Origin of the sequence: Anaeromyxobacter sp. Fw109-5, from assembly GCF_000017505.1 — a bacterium.
GTDB lineage: Bacteria > Myxococcota > Myxococcia > Myxococcales > Anaeromyxobacteraceae > Anaeromyxobacter.
This window is the reverse complement of the sequence record NC_009675.1, coordinates 3,028,687-3,047,973: the sequence shown is the minus strand read 5'-3', so window position 1 is coordinate 3,047,973 and position 19,287 is coordinate 3,028,687. Positions and strand designations below refer to the sequence as shown.

The following is a 19,287-nucleotide window of genomic DNA, read 5'->3' as shown; positions in this document are numbered from 1 at the left end:
CATCGACGCTGGTGCGCCGTCTCGCGACCGACGCCTTCTGGAGCCTGCTCGGGTCCGTGCTGGCGCGGCTGCTGGCGTTGGTGGCGTCCATCGCCGTCGCACGTCGACTCGGCGCGACGGCGTTCGGGGAGTTCAACCTCGTCCAGACGACCGCCGGAATGCTGATGGCGCTCGGCGGATTCGGCCTCAACACCACCGCCACGAAGTATCTGGCCGGAAACTACCGCGCCGATCCGGAGGCGGCCGGCAGGGTCGTTGCGCTCTCGGGAATGGTGGCCGCGTTCGTCGGCGGAGGGACGGGCGTGCTGCTGGCGGCCTCGGCCGGATGGGTCGCCGAGAGCGTGCTGGGCGCGCCTCAGCTATCGACGGCGCTGCGCGTAGGATCGGTGCTTCTGCTGTTCGGGCCCGTCAACGGAACGCAGCTCGGAACGCTCATGGGGCTCCAGCGGTTCCGGACCATCGGGCTGGTCACGACGGTGACCTCGGCCCTGAGCATCCCGCTCCTCATCGGGGGAGCGCTCCTCGGCGGGACGCTCGGCTGCGTGATCGGGCTGGTCGCGAGCTCAGCCGTGACGACCGGCCTGTACGCGGTCGCGGTTCGCCGCGCGACGCGCGCCTGCGGGTTGCGCCCGGTCTACCGGCAGGCGCTCCGCGAATGGCGCATCCTCTTCAGCTACAGCATTCCGACGACCCTCGGGAACGTCCTCCTCGCGCCCGCCACGTGGGCCACCTCGGCCGTCGTCGCCAACCAGCCGGGCGGCGTTCGCGAGCTCGGCCTCTTCGCGGCCGCGAACCAGTGGCGCAACGCGATCGTCCTCGTCGCCACCTCGGTCGGAGCGGTGATGTTTCCGCTGTTCGCGCACCTGCACGACAGTGGGCGCACTCGATCCTTCGCGCGGGCGTTCTGGGCGAGCGTCGTCCTGACGGCGCTCGCCTCCGTCGCGGCGGCGGGTGGGCTCGCGGTCAGCGCCCCCTGGATCATGCGCGCGTACGGCGCCGAGTTTCGCGACGCGGTCGACGTGATGGTGCTGCTCCTCGTGGCGGGAGCCCTCGCCGCACCGCTCAGCATCGTCGGGCACGCGATCGCCGGGGCGGGCCGGATGTGGCTCAGCTTCGCCCTGAACGCCGCCTGGGCGATCGTCCTGGTCGCGGCGGCCTACGGCTTGCGTTCGCGCGGTGCCTTCGGCCTCTCCGTCGCGTATGCGGCGGCGTACGCGGTCCACCTCGGTGCGGCGCTTGCGTGCGCACGCGGCGTGCTGAACGGCACGCGTGCTCCGGCCATGGCGACGGTCGCCCTGGACGGGTGACGGGTCGCACCGGGGACTCCCTTTCGACCGGGCGCCTACACGTCGATGCCTCGCGTGACTACGTTGGCCAGCGGTCGCGCGGTGGCGCAAACCGAGGGATCCGGAGATGCCCGATCTGCCGCTCATCGCGGTCGTCGATCTCGTGACGTCGATCGGAGGAGTCCAGCAGGTCACGGCGAGCGTCTGGCCGCGCCTGACCGACCGGTTCCGGGTCGCCATCATCGACCCGTACGGCAACCCGGAGTATGCGCGGCTGTTCCGGGGGGCGGGCGTCGACCGCATCGACCTGCTGCCCCCGCCGAGCCGGCGCTACATCGGTGGCCACGGCCCGGCCAGGCTCCTCGCGCTCGCCTCGCGAGCACCCTGGCTCGGCGCGGCCGCGCTGCGGCTTCGGCGATGGATCCGCGGGCGGCGTCCGAAGGTGCTCTGCTTCAACCAGCTTCCTGCGTTGCTCCTCTTCTCCCGCGTGGTTCCTCGGGATACGCGCGTCGTGTACCACGCGCACGGCATCTTCTCGGCCGGCGAGGTGCGCAGGCTGGGGAACGTTGCGCGGCGGTGCTCCCGTGTGGTCGCGGTCTCGCGCGCGGTCGCCGACGCGATGGGCGACGCTGGCATCGACCGCGGCCGTATCGAGGTCATCCACAACGGCGTCGATGTCGACGCGCTGCGCAAGTCCGCCGCGTCCGGGGAGGCCTTGCCCCCCCGCGCGCCGGGCGAGGTGGTGCTGGCGCACGTCGGCGTGCTCGCGCCGCACAAGCAGCAGCACGTATCGATCGACGCGCTGGCACGGCTGCCGCTTCGCGCGGTTCTGTGGCTGTGCGGCGACGTCCCTGAGGGCGGCGACGCCGGCTACGGGGTGGCGCTCCGCAGCCGCGCAGCGGCCTTGGGGGTCGAATCCCGCGTCCATTTTCTGGGGTGGCGAAATGACGCGGCACACGTCATCTCGCGAGCCGACGTCGCGATCCTCCCTTCCGTTCAGGAGAGCTTCGGGATGGTCCTGGCGGAGGCGATGGCGCTCGGGAAGCCATGCGTCGGCGCGAAGGTCGGCGGAATTCCCGAGGTGATCGAGGATGGAGTGACGGGGAGGGTCGTCCCGGCGGACGCAGCGGCATTCGCCGCGGCCCTCGACCCGCTCGTGAGCTCTGCCGCGCTACGCCATGCGATGGGCGACGCAGGAGCGCACCGCGTCGCGCGCCTCTTCACGCTGGAGGCGCAAGCCGACCGGTTGGCGCGTGTCCTCGCGGTGGCGCTCGACGGAGCCCTCGCCCGGGGTCCCGCGCAGCGCACAGCCGACACTCACATGCACGATGACGCCTGCGACACGGCGAGGTGCCCATGAACGCGCTCGAATTCACGTGGAGCGACCACCTGGAGGGCGGCGCACGCGCCGATCGGCGTGGCCCGGTCGCGCTCGCGGCGCGCCTCGCGATCCTCGCGGCGATCCCGCTCGCGTGCCTGTGGTGGCCGATTGGGACGATCCCGGCGGCGGGCCGCGTCACCATGAGCGACGCGGTGCTGTTCACGCTGTGGGTGCTCAGCGCGTGGGAGGTCTTGCTCCGAGCGGGATCGGGTGTGGGCTCGAGACCGATCGCGCTCGTCCTGCTCGTCGTGGCCATCGGGGCGCTCGCCGGCATCGGCGCCGCCGTGACCGCGTCCCGGACGCACGGCACGTTCGAGTTTGCGTTGTTCATGAAGCGGTTCGGGCTGGCGGGCATACTGCCGCTGGCGGCGCACCTCTTCCGCGCGCAGTGGATGGCCTCGGGCGTACGGATCGTGACGGCCGCCGCCATCGCCGCGCAGACGCTCTTCACGCTCCATCCGTCGCTGCAGGCTCACCTGGTGCGCCCGGAGAACTACGAGGACGTGTTCCTCGGCCGCGCGACGGGGCTCCTCACCAACCCGAACGACCTCGCCTACAGCGTCGTATCCCTCGCGATCCTGCACGGGGCCGCGACACCATGGCCGGCCCGCGCCCGCGACCGTGCGCTCCTGCTGCTCGTCCTCGCGGGAGCGGGGATCTGCCTCGTCTCCGCCGCGAGTCGCTCGGGGCTGCTCGGCTCGGGCGCGCTGCTCCTCTTCCTCGTTCTCGTATCCCGCATGCGCTTCTGGACCAAGGGTGCCCTCGTCGCTGCGGCCGTCCTGACGGTTGCGGTGGGCTTCGCGTCGACGAGCGTGTTCGAGCAGCGGGTGTCGCGTGCGTACCGCGAGGGTCGCTCGGAGGAGAACGTCAGCTCCCGCCTCGGCATGCAGTGGATCGCGCTCCGGGCCTTCGTCGACCATCCCCTCGGCGTCGGCTACACGGGGCTCGAGGACGCCGGCTCGTCCGTGAGCAGAAAGTACGATCTCAAGGGTTCGGACAGCGTGTACTTCGATACGCTCCTCGGCGCCGGAGTCCTCGGCTTGCTCGGGCTTCTGTGGCTGTTCTGGACGGCGTGGAAGCACGTCGCCGGCGAGGCGCGCGGCGACCCCCGCTCCCGCATCCTGCAGGCCGGTATCCTCGCGTACCTCGTCTTCGGAACCGCAGCCGTGGTCCCCATCGCGGTCTCGTCCGCTCCTCTCTTCTTCGCCATCGTCGCGAGCGCCTCGTTGCTCTCGTGTCGCGTCCCGACCGGCCGGCACCCCCCGGCCTCGAGAGCTGACGACGACCCAGCAGTGGCCGGCGCGGCGTCCCGAGCCTGAGGGGGTCGCCCTCGGTCCGCGCGTCGCGGGCTGCGCCTGGGACCATCCGTGCTCGTCCAGGCGTCAGGGGCCCCGCCGGTTGTCGGACACCGTCACTCGCGTCCACGGAAGATGAGGAACGATCGCGACGAGCCCGTCGTCGCTCCCGGGAACCTCGAGATACGAGGCGGGAGGCGTCCAGGTCCCGCGATTGCGCGTGATCGAGACGTTGCCGCTCTGCTGCGCGCCACGGTTCCCCAGCGGGTTGTGCAGGTTCACGGCCCCGCTCCCCAGCCTCAGCGGCACGACCTCGAACACGTTGCCGTCGATCGTCACGTCGAAGACGTGCTGATAGCCGAGCGGGTCGGGCTCGAGATCGATCGCCGCGACGTAATCGGACGTCTTCTGGATCCGGTTCTTCCGGATCGTCACCCGGGTACCGGAGATCACCGCGACGCAGCACCGGCGGGGGCCGCGCAGCAGGTTGTCCTGGATCACGATGTCTCCAGGTGTGAATGACGGGGAGCTGCCCTCGTAATGACCGATGAAGATGCAGTCCCCGTACGGCCGCTCCAGCACGCAGTTCTGGACGGTCACGTTGCGGCTGCTCGTGATCCTCAGGCAATGGGACCACTCCCCCCTCTCCTCCACCCCGTTCCACTGACCGTCGAGGCGTAAACCATTCAGGACGAGCCCCGGTCCGGTGTAACCGTCGATGACGAAGATGGTGTGTGCGAGCCCCTGATCCGGATCTCCGTCCGCCCCGTGCATCCGGATGACCGGCATCGAGCCGTCTCCGTACACGGAGTTCGCGATTCGGACGAAGCCGGTGAGCTTGTAAGCCACCGCGGGCTTCGCGACGAACAGCTTCTTGCCGGTCGCTGCAGCCTTTCGGAACGCAGACGTGTCGTCCGCGACGTCGTCGCCGACCGCGCCGTACTGGCGGACGTCGACCCATTCCACGTCTCCAGGGGAGGGAGCCCAGGCAGTCGTACCATCTTCTGGCGGCGAACTACGCGCGGGGGGAGCCGGCGGGGCGCGTGGGCCAGCCCCAGGCTTCGCAGCGGGCCTCGTCGCTGGGATGAGCCGATCCGGGATGGCCGACTTCGCGCCGAGGGTCGCCGACGCCAGCGCCGCGAGCAGCACGGTTCGAAGCGCGCAGAGCCGGCCCGGCCGAGGCATGCGGTCATGTTAAGGCCGCAGCGGGCCATCACCCGTGCGCCGCGCGGAGGGTCCCCAGCCAAGCCCGCCGGCGTGGCCTGGCGAGGGAGCCACCACGGGCGAGAATCCACCCGGAGACTCCTCCGCCAGACACGGGGAGGGTCTCCGGGTATGCCCGAGGGTCCGGGCCTAAGGGGTTGGAGTGTTGTTGGTGGCGGTGACGTTGTACCAGGGCTGCCTGGCGATGCCGCCGCTCGGCACCACGCTGACGAGGCCGGCGCTCCCGGGGACCGTGTCCATGTACGGGGCCGTCGGGGTCCAGGTGCCACTGTTGTGGGTCACGCTCACGTCGCCCGACGCCGGGTTCTGGGCGGGATTGTTCAGGTTGATGGCGCCCGCGTAGTAGGCCTGCGCCACCACGTCGAAGCGGTTGCCGTCGATGACGACGCCGCGGACATACTGGACGCCCAGCTGGTCGGGCTCGAGATCGATCGCGCTGACGTAGCTGCTGGTCTTCGTGATCTGGTTGTTCCGGATCGTCACGTTCGTGGCGCCGTTCACCGCGATGTTGCATCGGCGAGGGGTGCCCAGCGTGTTGTTCTCGATGACGATGTTGTTCGACATCGGCTCCGCGAACGCCGCGACGAAGATGTCATCTCCATACGCCCGCTCGATGTTGCAGTGCTGCACCGTCACGTTGCTGCTGCTGAGGATGTAGATGCCCATCGAATACTCGCCGTTCGTGCCGCCGTCCCACTGGCCATCGAGGTGCAGGCCATTGATGACGAGCCCAGGGCCTTGGTACCTCGCGATGTAGAAGATGCTGTGAGTGGGGCGTTGATCGGGATCGCCGTCCGCGCCGTACATGCGGATGAGCGGCATCGATCCGTCTCCATAGACGGAGTTCTTCACCTCGACATTGCCGGTCAGCTTGTACGCGACCGGAGGGGCGGGGACGAAGAGCTTCTTGCCCGTCGCGGCGGCGCTCCGGAACGCCGAGGTGTCGTCGGCGACGGCGTCGCCGACCGCCCCGAAGCTCCGCACGTCCACCCACTCCGTGTCATCCGGAGCGGGCGCCCACGGGGTGGTGCCGTCCGCCGGCGGGCTGGTGGGGCGCGCGCCCTGCGTGACGCGCACCGACGCGATCGCCTGGCCGACGCCATCGCGGCTCGTGGCGACCACCTGGTACGTGCCCTCGGCTTGGGGGGCGGTGTAGCTGCCGCGCTCGTCGATCGTGCCACCTTCGGGCTCGGCGACGGACCAGGTCGCGGCCGACGAGGCAGAGAACGCCAGGGTTCCGCCGGGCACGACCTCGACGTCTGCGGGGGTGACGGCGAGAGCTCCACGCGACGGGTCAGGGAGCGTGTCCGCACCGAACTGGACGGTCGAGGGATCCACCAGCGACGAATCGCTGCAGCCAGCGGTCACGATCAATGCCGCGATTGCGGACGCGACGACTCCACGGATGCTGTTCTTCATCGGCCTCTCGTTGCCCCTTCCCAGGAGAAAGCCGAGCGAGCGGGCGAAGACCGGTGAGGAGCGCCCCTTTCGCGCGGCCCCTCTCAAACGCGCGAGGAGCCAGGCGCAATTCCGGACGCGCGGCCTACAGGCAGCCACATGTCGGGCGCTGTGCCCGCGTTTTCAGGGGCCGAAGGAGAGGTCTCTGTGCCAGGTCGACCCGGCGGATTCCCGACGTCCTGGAGCGCGCCGGTAGATCGCCCCGGGGAGAGACGCGGTGAGCGGAAGGGTGCCCGATCGACGCAGGGGTTGCCCGACGTGCCCACCCAGTGCGGTCCTCACCACTGGCGAGGGGGCGACGATAGCTTCCAGGCGCCGGGAACTCGGAGCCCTGCCATGCTCGAAGCCTCGCGGATTGCGCTCACTGCCGGCGCTTTGCTGGCGCTCGTCGCAGCGCGCTGTACGGACCGGGATCGGGCGGGTGACACGCCTGCGCCCACCTACGGGCCGCCGGTCGCGGGCGCACCGGACCCGGCGACCCCCGACGCGGGCGCTCCCGATCCCGCCACGTCGGATCCGGCCCCCGTCGACCAGCCGCCCGTCCGCGTCGGGTACTGGACGTACCACGGCGTGTCGCAGGGTATCTCCCCGGAGGTCCATGACGTCTCGGCCGACGAGGGCGGCAACGTGTACGTGGCCGGCGGCGACGCCGTGTTCGCCAAGGCCCGTACCGACGAGCAGTTCCTTCGCTTCGACGCCGGCAACGCCGGACTCTCCGCGAAATGCAACGATCCGGCGGACATCTTCGTGCAGTTTCCGCCAAACCCGTTCGTTCTGTGCCCTGCGATCTCGGTCGCAGGTGCCGCGCCCGGAAAGGCCCTGATCGGCTTCGACGGATTCGGCCACGAGGCGGACGATGGGGTCGACTGGGCCCTCGACACCGGGGGAGTCGACGTGGTCGCGTTCGATCCCGTCGCCAAGACCATGAACCGGGTGCGCCACGTCCGGACCGGCGCGCCGCCTCACGTCATCTGCGATTACGGGCACGAGCAGTGGGTCGACACGTGCGAACCGCCGGAGGGTGCGGAGCCGCTCGAGTCCACGCCATGGTGGGATTGGGGCCGCCGCCTGTTCCGGCGCGTCAACCGCATCGCCGTGAACCACGACGCTTCCACTTTGATGTACGGCGACGCGTGGATGGGCGGGGGGCACGCCACGCTGGCGGTGCTGCTGAACGCCACGGAGCTGCGGAACTGGAAGGACACCACCGCCGGCGTGGACCCGATGTGGGCCGACATGAAGGATTTCTGGGAGCACCACCACCCCATCGTCGAAGGCAAGCTGCCGGACGGCACCGTCCAGTCCCACTTCGGCGAGGGGTACGCGATGTCCATCGACCCGAGGAACGGGATGCCTTGGGCGTCGAACGGCCTTCGTACTGCGACGATCCTGGGATACGGCGTCGACCTGACGAACCGGCGGTTCGGCATGTGGGCCAGGGACCTCTGGCCCGACGGTGACGATCCGTACCCGGTCGACGACGAGGCGGACGACGCCGTACGATCCCTGTCACACTGCGCCGACGGAACGCTCTGGGCGGGATCGCTCAGACACGGGCTGGCCCGCATCGATCGATCCGGCGCGATCGCGCACTTCCCGCTGCCGGATTACGAGGGCGCGCGTTCGGTCGCCTGCGACTGGAGTGACGGCTCAGTCTGGATAGGAGTCGCCGCGGGCGGCGTCCTGCGGTGGAAGAACGGGGCGTTCGAGCGCGTCGCCGTGGAGGGCGCGCCCGCGTTCGCGGGCCACTCGGTCCAGAACATCCAGGTCGACCGCTGGTCCGAGGGCGGTCGCGTCGTGTACTTCGCCTTCGGCGCGGTGAAGGACTCGACCGGCGCGATCATCGCGCCGGGTGGGGTCGGAGCTTACGACGGACCGTGAACTGCGGTCTCCGCGGTCGAGGCAACGCAGCGGCCGAGGCCGCGACCGCGATCGCCGCGCCTCGTCAGGCAAGGTGCCCTCAGAGATCGTTCGCCTTCACGCCCGGCGCGCCCTCGACATACCCGCGCTCCCGCACCCGCGCGACCTCTCCCTCCGAGACGTACACCTCGTCCCAGTACCGGAGCGCCCATCCCGGCCGGACCTCGGGCGCGGCGAGCCGCTCGCCGAGGACGAGGTCGCGCAGGCACAGCTCGGGCTCGTTGAACCCGAAGTACGCGCGCATCACCGCCGAGCTCGAGAAGCGCAGGTTGATCTCGAACACGCGCACCCCGGCCGACGTCTTGCGGAGCTGCAGGTTCACCGGCCCCCAGAAGTCGAACGCCTCCACGACCTGGCGGCAGACCGCCTCGATCTCCGGATCGTCCACGACCTCCGCCTTGTAGGTGAGCCCCGCGGCGAGGCTCCGGCGGAACACGATCTGACCCACGTAGCCGGCCCGCGGGCTCTTGTAGACGCCGACCGTGTACTCCTCGTCGTCCGGGAGCAGCAGCTCCTGCAGGACCGGCTCGGGGACGTAGCGGACGAGGAAGCCGAGCTCGTCGGCGTCCTTCACGCGGAACAGGTTCTTCGAGCCGGAACCGTGCCGCGGCTTCAGCACGAGGGGGAAGCGGTGCCGCGCGAGGAACCCGCGGACGGCGTCGCCGTCGCTCGCGAGGACGGAGTCCGGGACGGGCAGCCCCTTCTCGCGCAGCGCGACGAACATCCCCCACTTGTCGAGGAACGCGTCCAGGTTGTGCGGCGCGTTCACGATCGGCCTCGCGCCCGTCCGCTCCTCGATCCGTCGCGCATGCGGCGCCACGCGGCGCAGCTCCTCCTCGGACCCGAAGCACACGATCGCGGCGCGCTCGCGCCGGCAGATCGCCTCGAGGCGATCGAGGTACGCCTCCTCGCCGTCCCGGATCCGCGGGACGACGTAACCTGCGTCCGCGCGGAAGAGCCCGACGGACGTCGGCTCCGCGTCCGTCGCGACGACGCGCGGGTGGAGGGCCGACTGGCGCAGCGCCTTGAAGATGCTGATCGCGGGCGGCGCCCCGACCCCGGTCACGACCGCGGTGAGCCGCTCGCCTTCCCTTCGGTTTGCCACGAGGTGTCCCCCACCTTCTTCGGGAGCCGGACTCCCTTGCCCGTCAAGAGCACCCGGACCGTCCGCACGACCACGACGGCGTCGAGCCAGAGCGACCAGCGGGCGATGTACTGCAGGTCCAGCTCGATCCGCCGCTCCCACGGGATGTCGTTCCGACCGTTCACCTGCGCCCACCCGGTGATCCCGGGCCGCAGCTCGAGGCGGCGCCGCTGCGCGAGCGTGTAGCGCGCGACGTGATGCGGGAGGTCGGGCCTCGGCCCGACGAAGCTCATGTCGCCGCGCAGCACGTTCACGAGCTGCGGGAGCTCGTCGAGGCTCGTCGCGCGCAGGATCCGCCCGAGCCGCGTGATGCGCGGGTCGTCCGCGTAGCAGTACGAGCCGAGGGGCGACGACGGGGCGTCCCGTACCATCGTGCGGAACTTCAGGATCGTGAAGGTGCGGCCGCCCCGCCCGGCGCGGGCTTGCCGGAACAGCGCCTCTCCGGGAGACGTCAGCCGCACGGCGACGGCGATGACCGCGAGGAGAGGGGAGAGGAGGGCGAGGAGGAGCGCCGCCCCGACCACGTCGGCGGCGCGCTTCACCGCGAGCTGGAGCGCCCGGGCCACGTCAGCCCTCGCGCGGAGCGGCGCGCGGCGTCGCGCGCGGGAGATCGTGCTGCATGCAGGGCGCGGCGTTCGCCCAGCGCGGCCGGTCGCGTCCGAGCCGGCTCCGCAGCGCGCGGTAGCTCCGGTCGAGGGCGGGGAACCGCCGGAGCGATCCGTGGACGAGCTCCATCGCCCTCCGCCTCGAGGGCGCCTCCGCGACCGCGCGCTGCGAAGGGAAGTAGATGCGCCGCGCGGACAAGCTCTCGGCGAACGGCTCCTCGTCGTACTCGACGAACACGCGGCCGAGCTCGCGCGCGGCGTGCGCGTCGCTGCCCGCCACCACCGGGAGCCCGCGCTCGAGCGCGAACCGCTGGCTGCGCTGGTTCTTCTCCCAGCCGTCGCGGGCGTTGAAGCACTCGACCGCGTCCGCGTACGACAGCGCCATCCGGACGAAGTCCTGATCGCGCCGGAGCTCGTCGCGGAAGATGCCGCTGCCGCGCCGGAACAGGTGCGGGAGCACGATCGTCGCGCCCTGCGCCTTGAGGCGCTCGAGCACGGCGGGGACGCGCCGCTCGGCGATGAAGTCGCGCAGCCCGAGGCCGATCACGTGCGAGCCGTCGTCGCAGGTGAACTCGCACCCGACCACGACGCGGAGCCTCCGCCCGGCGGCGGCCTGCACCGCCACCGCGCCGTCGATGGTGTCGTGATCGGTCACGAAGACGACGTCGAGGCCGGCGGCGAGCGCGCGCTCGACGAGCTCCGCGGGGCTGGCCCGCGAGTCGTAGGAGGCGGAGGTGTGGACGTGGTACTCGGCGCGCGCCACGACACGAGCGTGCGCACGGGCTGCGGGCGGCGCGCCGATCCAGAGGGGGGCGTCGAGGGACGGGGGCGCCGCGCTCGAGAGTCCGACGCGGGCGCGGCTCGCGCGGGCCGTCACCCCCGCGCGTCACGCCCGGGCGCGCACCGCACGAGGAGCGCGAACGAAGGCGAGCGCAGGGGGGAGGCCGCCGTCCCGCGCGGGCGCGCGGCGAGTCAGGGCCGGCGACCGGGATCGTGCAGGTCCAGCGTGCGCCTGCGCCGGCGAGGACGCAGCGCCGCGACCGCGAACGCCGCCGCGCCGATCGCCAGTACGCCGACGAGCGCCTCGATGATCGCGATCCGCTGCAACAGCAGCGCGTCGCCGTCGCCGAGGGAGCGCGCTTCGCGGCTCGCGTCGAAGGCCTTCCAGAGCATGAACGCGCCGCCGATCACGAGGAGGGTCGCCCGCAGGAGGAGGCGAGGACGGGTCATCCGCACCGCCCCGGTATGTCATGGAACGCCACGCTGCGCGAGCGAAGCGAAGCGCTCGCTCGCCTGTCCCCCGCCGCGTTCGGGCCGGTGCCGGAAACAGGTGGTCGTTCCATTTTCACACCGGCGGCAAGGACCTCGCTGCCAATGGAACCACGATGGACAACGATTGCACCGTGCTCGTCATCGAGGACGACGACGACGCCCGCGAGGCGCTCTGCGAGTTCCTGGCGACCGCGGGTTACCGCGTGCGCCCTCTCCGCAACGGGGTGGAGGCGCTCGCCGCCGCCGCGAACTCACGACCCGACGCGGTGCTGCTCGACCTGGTCATCCCCGAGCCCGATGGGTTCGAGGTGCTGCGGCGCATCCGCGAGCGGGACCCGCGGGTGCCCGTGATCGTCATGTCCGCGCTCTCCCAGGCAGAGGACGTGGTGCGCGCGATGAAGCTCGGCGCGAACGACTACCTCCCGAAGCCGTTCGACGTCTCGGAGCTGAACCTGGTGCTGCGGCGCGCGCTCGAGGGCCCCGGACGGCGTCCGCCGGACGTGGCGGAGTCGCGCGCCGCCGCGACGACCGATCCCGGCGACGGCGACCTCCTGCCGAGCGCCCCGCTCTCCGGACCGATGGAGCGCGTCTGGGAGCTGGTGAGCCGGATCGCCGACACCGACGTGCCGGTGCTCCTCATCGGGGAGAGCGGCGTCGGCAAGGACGTCATCGCGCGCCGGATCCACGCGACGAGCCACCGGTCGGGGCGGCCGTTCGTGAAGATCAACTGCGCGGCCCTCCCGGGGGAGCTGCTCGAGAGCGAGCTGTTCGGTCACGAGAAGGGGGCCTTCACCGGGGCCCACGCCGAGAAGCCCGGCAAGTTCGAGCTGGCCCACCGCGGGACCATCTTCCTCGACGAGATCGGCGAGATGGATCCCCGCCTGCAGGCCAAGCTCCTGCAGGTCCTTCAGGACGAGGAGTTCTACCGGGTCGGCGGCAAGCGCCCGGTGCGGGTCGACGCGCGCGTGGTGGTCGCGACGAACCGGAACCTCGAGGCCGCCATCCGGCAGGGGACCTTCCGGGAGGACCTCTTCTACCGGCTGAACGTCGTCACGATCCGGGTGCCGCCGCTTCGGGAGCGCCGCGAGGAGATCGGGCCGCTCGTCCGCCACTTCGTCGAGAAGTACCGCCAGCGGTATCGGGGCGGGCTCGAGGAGATCCCCGCGGAGGTGATGGAGCGGTTCCACGCCTACGACTGGCCGGGCAACGTCCGTGAGCTCGAGAACCTGGTGCGCAGGCTCGTCGTGCTCCGCGACCCGGCGATGGTCCTCGGCGAGCTCGGCGGGGCCCCGACCGCGCTGTCGCTCCCGGGGCAGCCCACGCCCCACGCGCCGCCGGTGAACACGGCCGTTCGTTCCCCGGACGCGCCGTCCCTGCCGGAGGACGCGCCGCTCAAGGACGTCGCGCGGCGCGCCGCGCGCATCGCCGAGCGCGAGGCGATCCTGCGCGCGCTCATGCGCACCGGCTGGAACAAGCGGAAGGCGGCGAAGCGCCTGCAGGTCAGCTACAAGGCGCTCCTCTACAAGATCAAGGACTGCGGGATCGTCGACCCGCGCGACGCAGCGACCATCGAATGACGACGCGGCGCGGCCCTCTCGAGCCGCGCCGCGTCCCTTCCCCCCGGAGCTGCCGATGCCTCCCACCTCGCGATCAGGTCAGGCCGCCGCTTGCTTCGGCGCGAGCGCCCCCGTCCGCCGCTCCCGGACGTTCGTCCGCGCGCTCACGTACAGGAACGCGACGCCCAGCGCGAGCAGCACCACCGGCTCGATCCACGCCGACTCCGGGAACAGTCCTACGACGGAAGTCCCAACCCCGAACAGGCCCAGCGTCCACGCCGCCGCCCTCAGCATGCTCTCCCATCCTCCGCGCCGGCTTCGGCCGGTACTTTCTGCCGCGTCCAGGGAGAACCTCATCCCGATTCGCCTCCGCGGCAACGCGGGCACGAACGTTCCCACGCGAGGGAAAATTGTTCCTCAGCGGCGAACCGCGGCCCGCTCTCGGCGGCAGCCGCTCGCTCGCGTGGCGCGGTGGTGGGCGCACGCCGGATCGCGCGGAGCACGTGCGCCGACGGAGCGGCGCGGTGCGCGCCGACCTTCGCTCGGGGTGCACGACGCGGCGTGGCACGCGGTGTGCTCGATGCGAGGTAGTCGCTTCGGGACGCGTGTCCCTGGAGGAACTGGATGGTCTTCACGAAGAGGGCAGTGATGGCTGGCGTGCTCCTCGCCGCAGCGGCGTGCGCCTCGTCGGGTCCTTCCGAGCGGCCTGATCCCCGACCCGACGTCGGCGAGTACCGCATCGGGCGCGAGGACGTGCTCGAGGTCGTCGTGTGGCGCGAGCCCGAGCTCACCCGGGTCGTGCCGGTCCGCCCGGACGGGAAGATCTCCCTCCCGCTCGCGGGAGAGATGGAGGCGGCGGGGAAGACGCCCGCGGAGCTTCAGCAGGGCCTCACCAAGGCGCTCGGGCCGTACATCCAGGACGCCTCGGTCGCGGTGCTGGTCCGCGAGATCAACGGGACGCGCGTCTACGTGCTCGGCGAGGTGACTCGCCCCGGCGGGTTCCCGCTGCGAGGCCCGATGAGCGTGGTGCAGGCGATCGCGCTGGCCGGAGGGCGGACCGAGTTCGCCAAGGGCGACGTGAACTGGCTGCGCCAGAAGCAGGACGGGAAGACCGAGCGGGTGAAGCTCTCGTTCGACGAGCTCGTGAAGGGGGAGGCGGAGGGTGCGCTCTGGCTCAAGGCAGGCGACGTCCTCTACGTGCCGTAGCGGGACGGAGCCGGCCATGCGAGCGCACAGGAGGAGGTGGGCGGTGGGCACGCGGGGGCGCACCGGGAAGGCGGCGCTCTGCGTCGCGGTCCTCTGCGCGTCCGCGTCGGCGGCGGCGAGCACGGTGGTGGAGCCCATCGCCCGCCTCACCCTCGAGGGCGGCTACGACTCGAACGCGCTGTACTATGGGAGCAGCGATCGCACGGGGCGGGTGTCTCCGGAGGTCGGGCTGCGGTTGCGCGACCACACGTGGGATCTCCGCACCGTCTACGGCGCGGACTTCGTCAGGTACGACCGGCTCCAGCCGAACGGGAGCTGGAACCACCGGGGCTCCGTCTCGCTGGACGCCCGAGCGACCAGGCGCCTCACGCTGCGCGGAACGCTCCGGGGCGCGTACGCCTATGACCCGGCCGGACTCGCGCAGATGGGGATCTTCCCCGAGGACGTGGACGGCCTCGAGGAGGTGTTCACGCTGCGTGGCAGAGGCCGGGCGGAGTACCGCCTCACCGAGCACCTCGAGGTCGCGGGGACGGTCGCCGAGGAGATGGTGCGCTTCCCCCAGGATCGCACGGGCGGCGCGATGCACCAGGCCGGGGTCGAGACGCTGTACCGCTCGGACCGCCGACTCTCGATCGGTGGCGCCTACGTCGCGTCGTTGTTCCAGGAGTTCCTCGTCGACGACGTGACGGGGGACAGGACCGAGTGGGCCAACGCGCACGGGCTTCGCGCGCGGGCGCGGTACCAGCTCACGCGGCACTACTACGCGAACGCCTGGGCGGGACCCGCGCTCTGGTTCAAGTCCGGCGATGGCGCCGTGGTGCCCGAGGGCGGGATCGAGCTGTTCGGCGCGAGCCGGGGCTGGGAGATGCGCGCGGTGCTCGCCCACGGCCTCGGCCTCGGGAACACCGCACGCCCCGGCCTCAACGACTGGACGGAGCTGGGGCTGGCGCGCAGGTTCGCGCGGCGGTTCGAGCTCCGGGGAGACAGCGGCATCTGGCGCTCCGGGCGGACTCCGGGCGGGGAGGGCGCGGGGAGCGGTCTGTACTGGAAGGGTGAAGACGCGGTGACGGGCTATCTGGTCGCCGGCGAGGCGGCACTCCTCGTCGGGGGAGGGGTGCGCATCGCGTTCGGAGCGGCACATTTCGCGCGGATCGAGTCTCTCTCGGTCGACACGGGGGAGGACGACCCGTTCGCGCAGCCGCGGACGACGTTCGGCCTCCGGCTGGGCTGGGCTCTGCCGGAACGGTGAGGAAGGACGAATGGAACGGACCTACACGTTGCAGGATCTCCTCGCGGCGCTGCGGCGTCGCCGGCTTCTCGCGCTCGTCGTCGCGGGCGCGGTGCTCGTCGTCGGCGTGGCCCTCGCGCTCGGCGTGCCGTCCGAGTACTCCGCGACCTCGGTCGTCCAGATCGAGCCGCGGCGGCTGGGACTCGACTTCTTCCCCGCCCAGAACGGGACTCCGTTCGAGGACCGGATGCGCACCATCAAGCACGGCATCCTCGCGCGCCCGGTGCTCGAGCGGGTGATCCGCGAGACCGACTTCTACCCCGACCTGCGCGACGACATGGACAAGGCGCTCGAGAAGATGAGGCGCAACGTCGAGGTGCGGCTCGAGGGGGAGGTCCCCTCCGGCGCTCCTGCGCTGCTCTTCGTGGTGGAGGTGCACGGCCGTGATGCCGAGAAGGTCGCGCGCGCGGCGGAGCTCCTGCCGAAGTACTACGGCGAGCTCACCCGCCAGGTGCTGGAGGGGCAGGCGCGGGCCCTGCGCGAGACGCTCGACGGCCAGGTGGAGCAGATGGGCAAGGAGCTCGCGGCGCACGAGCAGCGGCTCCTCGCCTTCAAGGTGGAGCACACCGCCGAGCTGCCCGAGCTGCTCGAGGACAACGCCCGCGCCATCGGGCGCGCGCAGAGCCAGATCGAGATGCGGCTCGGCGCGATCGCCGACGCGCAGCGCCGCCGGCTGGAGGTGCTCTCCTCCATCCCCGAGAGCCTGAGCGGTCCAGGGCTCGCCGAGTCCACCCTCGCCGACGCGCAGCGCCGGCTCAACGCCGCCGAGGCGGCCTACGGGGCGGATCACCCCGACGTGAAGCGCGCCCGGCGCGAGCTGGAGGAGTCGCGTTCGCAGCGCGAGGGCGCCTTCGACAAGTTCCGGAGCGAGCGGGTGCAGGGTCACCTCGCCCGCCTCGACGAGGAGGTGCGCGGCCACGAGGCGCAGATCGCGTCGCTGCGCAAGGAGATGGCCGGCTACCAGAAGCGCATCGACGCGGCGCCGCGCTTCGGGCAGGAGCTCGCGAACCTGTCGCGGGACTACGAGGTGCTGCGCGCCAAGTACGCCGCGACGATCTCGCGCCGCGCCGACTCCGCGGCCGCCGAGCAGCTCCTCGCGGCGGACCAGCCCACGATGTTCCGCATGGTGGAGACGCCGATCGCGCCGCGGCTGCCCTCCTCGCCGGATCGGCCGAAGCTCCTGTGGATCGCGGTGCTCGCCGCCATCGCCCTGGGGCTCGGGGCGGCGGCGCTCGCGGAGTGGCTGGACGCCTCGATGCGAGGGCCGGAGGACGCCGCGACGCTGGGCGTGCCGGTGCTCGCCGCCATCCCGCGCATCGACCGTCGGCGGGCTTCCTAGAACGTGCGCGTACTCGATCGGAGGAACGGAAACATGATCCCTGCCGAGACCCTTCAGGCAACTCACCCCGCGGCCGCGCCCGAGAAGGGCCTCGTCGCGCTGGCCGCGCCGGACTCCCCCGCGGCGGAGCAGTACCGCGTGCTGTACCAGCGCCTCGCGCGGCTCGCGGCCCGGCGCCCCATGCGCGTCATCGCCGTCACGAGCGCGAGCCGCGGCGAGGGGCGCACCACCAGCGCCGCGAACCTGGCGCTCACCGCGGCGCAGGAGGGCCGCACGGTGGTGCTGGTGGACGCCGATCTCCGCCGGCCGTCGCTCGCGAGCCTGTTCGGGCTCGCGCCGCGCGCCGGCGTCGCCGAGGTGCTCGACGGCTCCGCGGAGCTGTCCCAGGCCGTCGTGCGGGTCGGGCAGCTGTCGGTGCTGTGCGCCGGCGAGGTGCGCGACGCATCGGCGGCGATCCGCCACCCGCGCACCGCGGCCCTCGTGGAGCAGCTCCGCGCGGCGTACGACCTCGTCGTCCTCGACGCGCCGCCGGCGCTGGCCTTCGCCGACGGCGAGCGGCTCGCGGGCGCGGCCGACGCGGCGGTGCTCGTGGTCCGCGCCGGCGCGACGCCGCGGCAGGTCGTGCGGCTCGCGCTCGAGTCGCTCGGCGATCTCGCCGCCGGGGTGGTGCTGAACGACGTGGATCCGGAGACGGTGGCGCACGGCCGCTGGCTGTACGGCGGCGCCCGGGAGGCCGCGCCGGCCATCGCGAACCGGCGCGCCGGGTAGCGGGGAGAGACGCTCCTCCGCCGCCAGGGGCGGCGGGGGAGGACGGGGAGGGGGCGCCGCGGCGTGGCGCGGCCCCGAGCGGCGGTGGGCGGGACGGCGCGCCGTGTGTCCGGCGGCGCTGGTGGTCGGGTGGGAGGGGAGGGGGCTTGGTCCGGGTCTTCAACCACTGGTTCTCGCCGCGGAAGGCGGCGTACTTCTTCGCCGAGGAGACGGTGCTCGTGCTCGCGCTGCTCGCGGGCGCCTCGCTCGGCCCGGTGGCCGCCCAGGCGACGAGCGCGGTGGGCGGACCGCCGGTGTACCCGGCGGTGCTCCGCGCCGCGCTCGCCTCGGTCTTCTTCGCCGGCGCGCTCTACCTCGGCGACCTGTACGACCTGCACGCGGCCGTGCGGGACCGCGCCGACGGGAGACGGCTGCTGCGCGCCATCGGCGTCGCGGCGATCGCGATCGCCCTCGCCGACGTCGCCCTCGACCTGTTCCTCCCCGGTTGGATGCTGCACCGCTCGCTCGTCCTCGCGGCCGCGGGCGGCGCCTTCGGCGTCATCGCCGCGCGGGTGCTGATGCCGGCCGTGGTGGGATCGCCGACCCGCGTCGTGTTCCTCGGGACCGGCGCGAGGGCGCGCGACCTCGCCCGCGCGATGGAGCGCGAGGCCGACGGGCTCTACCGCGCGGTGGGCTTCGTGAAGCCCGACCGGTCGGTGGCGCCCCCGGCGGTCTCGCCGCAGGCGATCCTCCCGGGCGCGCTGTACGAGGTGGCGCGGCGAGAGCGCGCCCAGATCGTCGTCGTCGCGATGGAGGACCGGCGCGAGGGGTTGCCCATCGACGACCTGCTCACCCTCCGCACCCGCGGCAGGCGCGTGGTGGACGACGTGGGCTTCGCGGAGGCGACGCTGCAGCGCATCCCGCTCTCCCTGGTCCGGCCCAGCTCCCTCATCTTCGACGACGGGTTCCGCGTGTCGCGCGGGACGCGCACCTCGAAGCGCGTGCTGGACCTCGCCCTGTCCCTGCTCATGCTCGTCGCGGCGGCGCCCCTCATGCTCGGGACCGCGCTCGCCATCTGGCTGTCCGACGGCCGGCCGATCTTCTACTCGCAGGAACGCACGGGGCGCAGCGGCCGGACCTACCGGATGTGGAAGTTCCGGACCATGCGGCGCGACGCCGAGAAGATGGGGGCGGTGTGGGCGACCGAGGAGGATCCGCGGGTGCTGTCCGTGGGCCGCTTCCTTCGGCGCGCCCGGCTCGACGAGCTCCCGCAGCTCTGGAACGTCCTGCGCGGCGACATGAGCCTCGTCGGCCCGCGGCCGGAGCGGCCCGTGTTCCTCTCGGAGCTGAAGGCGCGCTACCCCCTCTTCACGCTACGTGAGCTCGTCAAGCCGGGGCTGACCGGGTGGGCCCAGCTCAAGTACGGCTACGGCTCCACGATGGAGGAGCAGGCTCGCAAGCTCGAGTACGACCTCTACTACATCAAGAACGCCTCCCTGTTCCTCGACCTCGTCTGCCTCCTCGCGACCGCGAAGGTGGTGCTCCTCGGGAAGGGGGCGAAGTGAT

17 protein-coding genes are annotated in these 19,287 nt (G+C 72.1%); 10 read left to right on the top strand and 7 right to left on the bottom strand.

Translation table 11 applies throughout. The features are described 5' to 3' along the window. Positions 1 to 11: 11 nt before the first annotated feature. The 3 genes from ANAE109_RS13470 to ANAE109_RS13460 all read left to right on the top strand — a co-directional run bounded on the left by ANAE109_RS13470 (position 12) and on the right by ANAE109_RS13460 (position 3,986). Entirely contained in the window at positions 12 to 1,307 is a 1,296-nt protein-coding gene (locus ANAE109_RS13470; protein ID WP_041448338.1) for an oligosaccharide flippase family protein, read from the top strand. Between the two features lie 106 nt (positions 1,308 to 1,413). Continuing rightward, positions 1,414 to 2,646, top strand: coding sequence for a glycosyltransferase (locus ANAE109_RS23465; protein WP_012097427.1), 1,233 nt, complete (start codon positions 1,414 to 1,416; stop codon positions 2,644 to 2,646). After that, positions 2,643 to 3,986, top strand: a complete 1,344-nt coding sequence (locus ANAE109_RS13460; RefSeq protein WP_012097426.1) for an O-antigen ligase family protein — start codon at positions 2,643 to 2,645, stop codon at positions 3,984 to 3,986. Before ANAE109_RS23465 ends, ANAE109_RS13460 begins: the two co-directional genes overlap by 4 nt. A 63-nt stretch (positions 3,987 to 4,049) precedes the next feature. On the opposite strand, the gene ANAE109_RS13455 is transcribed toward ANAE109_RS13460, so the two are convergent. Further along, on the bottom strand, positions 4,050 to 4,928 hold the full coding sequence (locus ANAE109_RS13455; RefSeq protein WP_041448337.1) for a hypothetical protein: 879 nt from the start codon (positions 4,926 to 4,928) through the stop codon (positions 4,050 to 4,052). Positions 4,929 to 5,315: 387 nt separating this feature from the next. Continuing rightward, positions 5,316 to 6,605: a right-handed parallel beta-helix repeat-containing protein gene (locus ANAE109_RS13450; RefSeq protein ID WP_012097424.1), complete on the bottom strand. Its 1,290-nt coding sequence runs from the start codon at positions 6,603 to 6,605 to the stop codon at positions 5,316 to 5,318. 138 nt (positions 6,606 to 6,743) lie between these two features. Between ANAE109_RS13450 and ANAE109_RS13445 the strand changes: the two genes are divergently transcribed. After that, complete coding sequence (locus ANAE109_RS13445) at positions 6,744 to 8,525, top strand: hypothetical protein (RefSeq protein WP_158305890.1); 1,782 nt, start codon at positions 6,744 to 6,746, stop codon at positions 8,523 to 8,525. A gap of 79 nt (positions 8,526 to 8,604) precedes the next feature. Here the strand turns inward: ANAE109_RS13445 and ANAE109_RS13440 are convergent, their stop codons facing one another. The 4 genes from ANAE109_RS13440 to ANAE109_RS13425 form a co-directional block, all read right to left on the bottom strand. Then, complete coding sequence (locus ANAE109_RS13440; RefSeq protein ID WP_083776882.1) at positions 8,605 to 9,669, bottom strand: ATP-grasp domain-containing protein; 1,065 nt, start codon at positions 9,667 to 9,669, stop codon at positions 8,605 to 8,607. Then, positions 9,627 to 10,274 carry a sugar transferase gene (locus ANAE109_RS13435; RefSeq protein ID WP_012097421.1) on the bottom strand — a complete coding sequence of 216 codons (648 nt, stop codon included), beginning with the start codon at positions 10,272 to 10,274 and terminating at the stop codon, positions 9,627 to 9,629. The genes ANAE109_RS13440 and ANAE109_RS13435 overlap by 43 nt, the downstream gene beginning before the upstream one ends. A gap of 1 nt (position 10,275) precedes the next feature. Beyond that, positions 10,276 to 11,076, bottom strand: a complete 801-nt coding sequence (locus ANAE109_RS23460; protein WP_012097420.1) for a PHP domain-containing protein — start codon at positions 11,074 to 11,076, stop codon at positions 10,276 to 10,278. A 209-nt stretch (positions 11,077 to 11,285) separates the two neighbouring features. Beyond that, complete coding sequence (locus ANAE109_RS13425; protein WP_041448336.1) at positions 11,286 to 11,543, bottom strand: hypothetical protein; 258 nt, start codon at positions 11,541 to 11,543, stop codon at positions 11,286 to 11,288. A gap of 155 nt (positions 11,544 to 11,698) precedes the next feature. Between ANAE109_RS13425 and ANAE109_RS13420 the strand changes: the two genes are divergently transcribed. Further along, positions 11,699 to 13,162: a sigma-54 dependent transcriptional regulator gene (locus tag ANAE109_RS13420; protein WP_041448335.1), complete on the top strand. Its 1,464-nt coding sequence runs from the start codon at positions 11,699 to 11,701 to the stop codon at positions 13,160 to 13,162. A gap of 78 nt (positions 13,163 to 13,240) precedes the next feature. Here the strand turns inward: ANAE109_RS13420 and ANAE109_RS13415 are convergent, their stop codons facing one another. Next, positions 13,241 to 13,435, bottom strand: coding sequence for a hypothetical protein (locus ANAE109_RS13415; RefSeq protein ID WP_041448334.1), 195 nt, complete (start codon positions 13,433 to 13,435; stop codon positions 13,241 to 13,243). A gap of 330 nt (positions 13,436 to 13,765) precedes the next feature. Here ANAE109_RS13415 and ANAE109_RS13410 point away from each other — a divergent pair, with 330 nt between their 5' ends. From ANAE109_RS13410 to ANAE109_RS13390, 5 genes are all read left to right on the top strand, one after another. After that, complete coding sequence (locus tag ANAE109_RS13410) at positions 13,766 to 14,347, top strand: polysaccharide biosynthesis/export family protein (protein WP_012097417.1); 582 nt, start codon at positions 13,766 to 13,768, stop codon at positions 14,345 to 14,347. Between the two features lie 43 nt (positions 14,348 to 14,390). Further along, on the top strand, positions 14,391 to 15,596 hold the full coding sequence (locus ANAE109_RS13405) for a hypothetical protein (RefSeq protein ID WP_041448333.1): 1,206 nt from the start codon (positions 14,391 to 14,393) through the stop codon (positions 15,594 to 15,596). Positions 15,597 to 15,606: 10 nt separating this feature from the next. After that, entirely contained in the window at positions 15,607 to 16,974 is a 1,368-nt protein-coding gene (locus tag ANAE109_RS13400; RefSeq protein ID WP_012097415.1) for a Wzz/FepE/Etk N-terminal domain-containing protein, read from the top strand. 33 nt (positions 16,975 to 17,007) lie between these two features. Next, positions 17,008 to 17,742, top strand: a complete 735-nt coding sequence (locus ANAE109_RS13395; protein ID WP_012097414.1) for a CpsD/CapB family tyrosine-protein kinase — start codon at positions 17,008 to 17,010, stop codon at positions 17,740 to 17,742. A 146-nt stretch (positions 17,743 to 17,888) separates the two neighbouring features. Then, on the top strand, positions 17,889 to 19,286 hold the full coding sequence (locus ANAE109_RS13390) for an exopolysaccharide biosynthesis polyprenyl glycosylphosphotransferase (protein ID WP_012097413.1): 1,398 nt from the start codon (positions 17,889 to 17,891) through the stop codon (positions 19,284 to 19,286). Position 19,287: the final 1 nt, after the last annotated feature.

Bases quoted from the DNA above. Each gene is read 5' to 3' on its own strand.
- ANAE109_RS23465 (WP_012097427.1), top strand. From the start codon at position 1,414: ATGCCCGATCTGCCGCTCATCGCGGTCGTCGATCTCGTGACGTCGATC.
- ANAE109_RS13460 (WP_012097426.1), top strand. From the start codon at position 2,643: ATGAACGCGCTCGAATTCACGTGGAGCGACCACCTGGAGGGCGGCGCA.
- ANAE109_RS13450 (WP_012097424.1), bottom strand. From the start codon at position 6,605: ATGAAGAACAGCATCCGTGGAGTCGTCGCGTCCGCAATCGCGGCATTG.
- ANAE109_RS13445 (WP_158305890.1), top strand. From the start codon at position 6,744: ATGTCGGGCGCTGTGCCCGCGTTTTCAGGGGCCGAAGGAGAGGTCTCT.
- ANAE109_RS13425 (WP_041448336.1), bottom strand. From the start codon at position 11,543: ATGACCCGTCCTCGCCTCCTCCTGCGGGCGACCCTCCTCGTGATCGGC.
- ANAE109_RS13420 (WP_041448335.1), top strand. From the start codon at position 11,699: ATGGACAACGATTGCACCGTGCTCGTCATCGAGGACGACGACGACGCC.
- ANAE109_RS13415 (WP_041448334.1), bottom strand. From the start codon at position 13,435: ATGCTGAGGGCGGCGGCGTGGACGCTGGGCCTGTTCGGGGTTGGGACT.
- ANAE109_RS13410 (WP_012097417.1), top strand. From the start codon at position 13,766: ATGGTCTTCACGAAGAGGGCAGTGATGGCTGGCGTGCTCCTCGCCGCA.
- ANAE109_RS13400 (WP_012097415.1), top strand. From the start codon at position 15,607: ATGGAACGGACCTACACGTTGCAGGATCTCCTCGCGGCGCTGCGGCGT.
- ANAE109_RS13395 (WP_012097414.1), top strand. From the start codon at position 17,008: ATGATCCCTGCCGAGACCCTTCAGGCAACTCACCCCGCGGCCGCGCCC.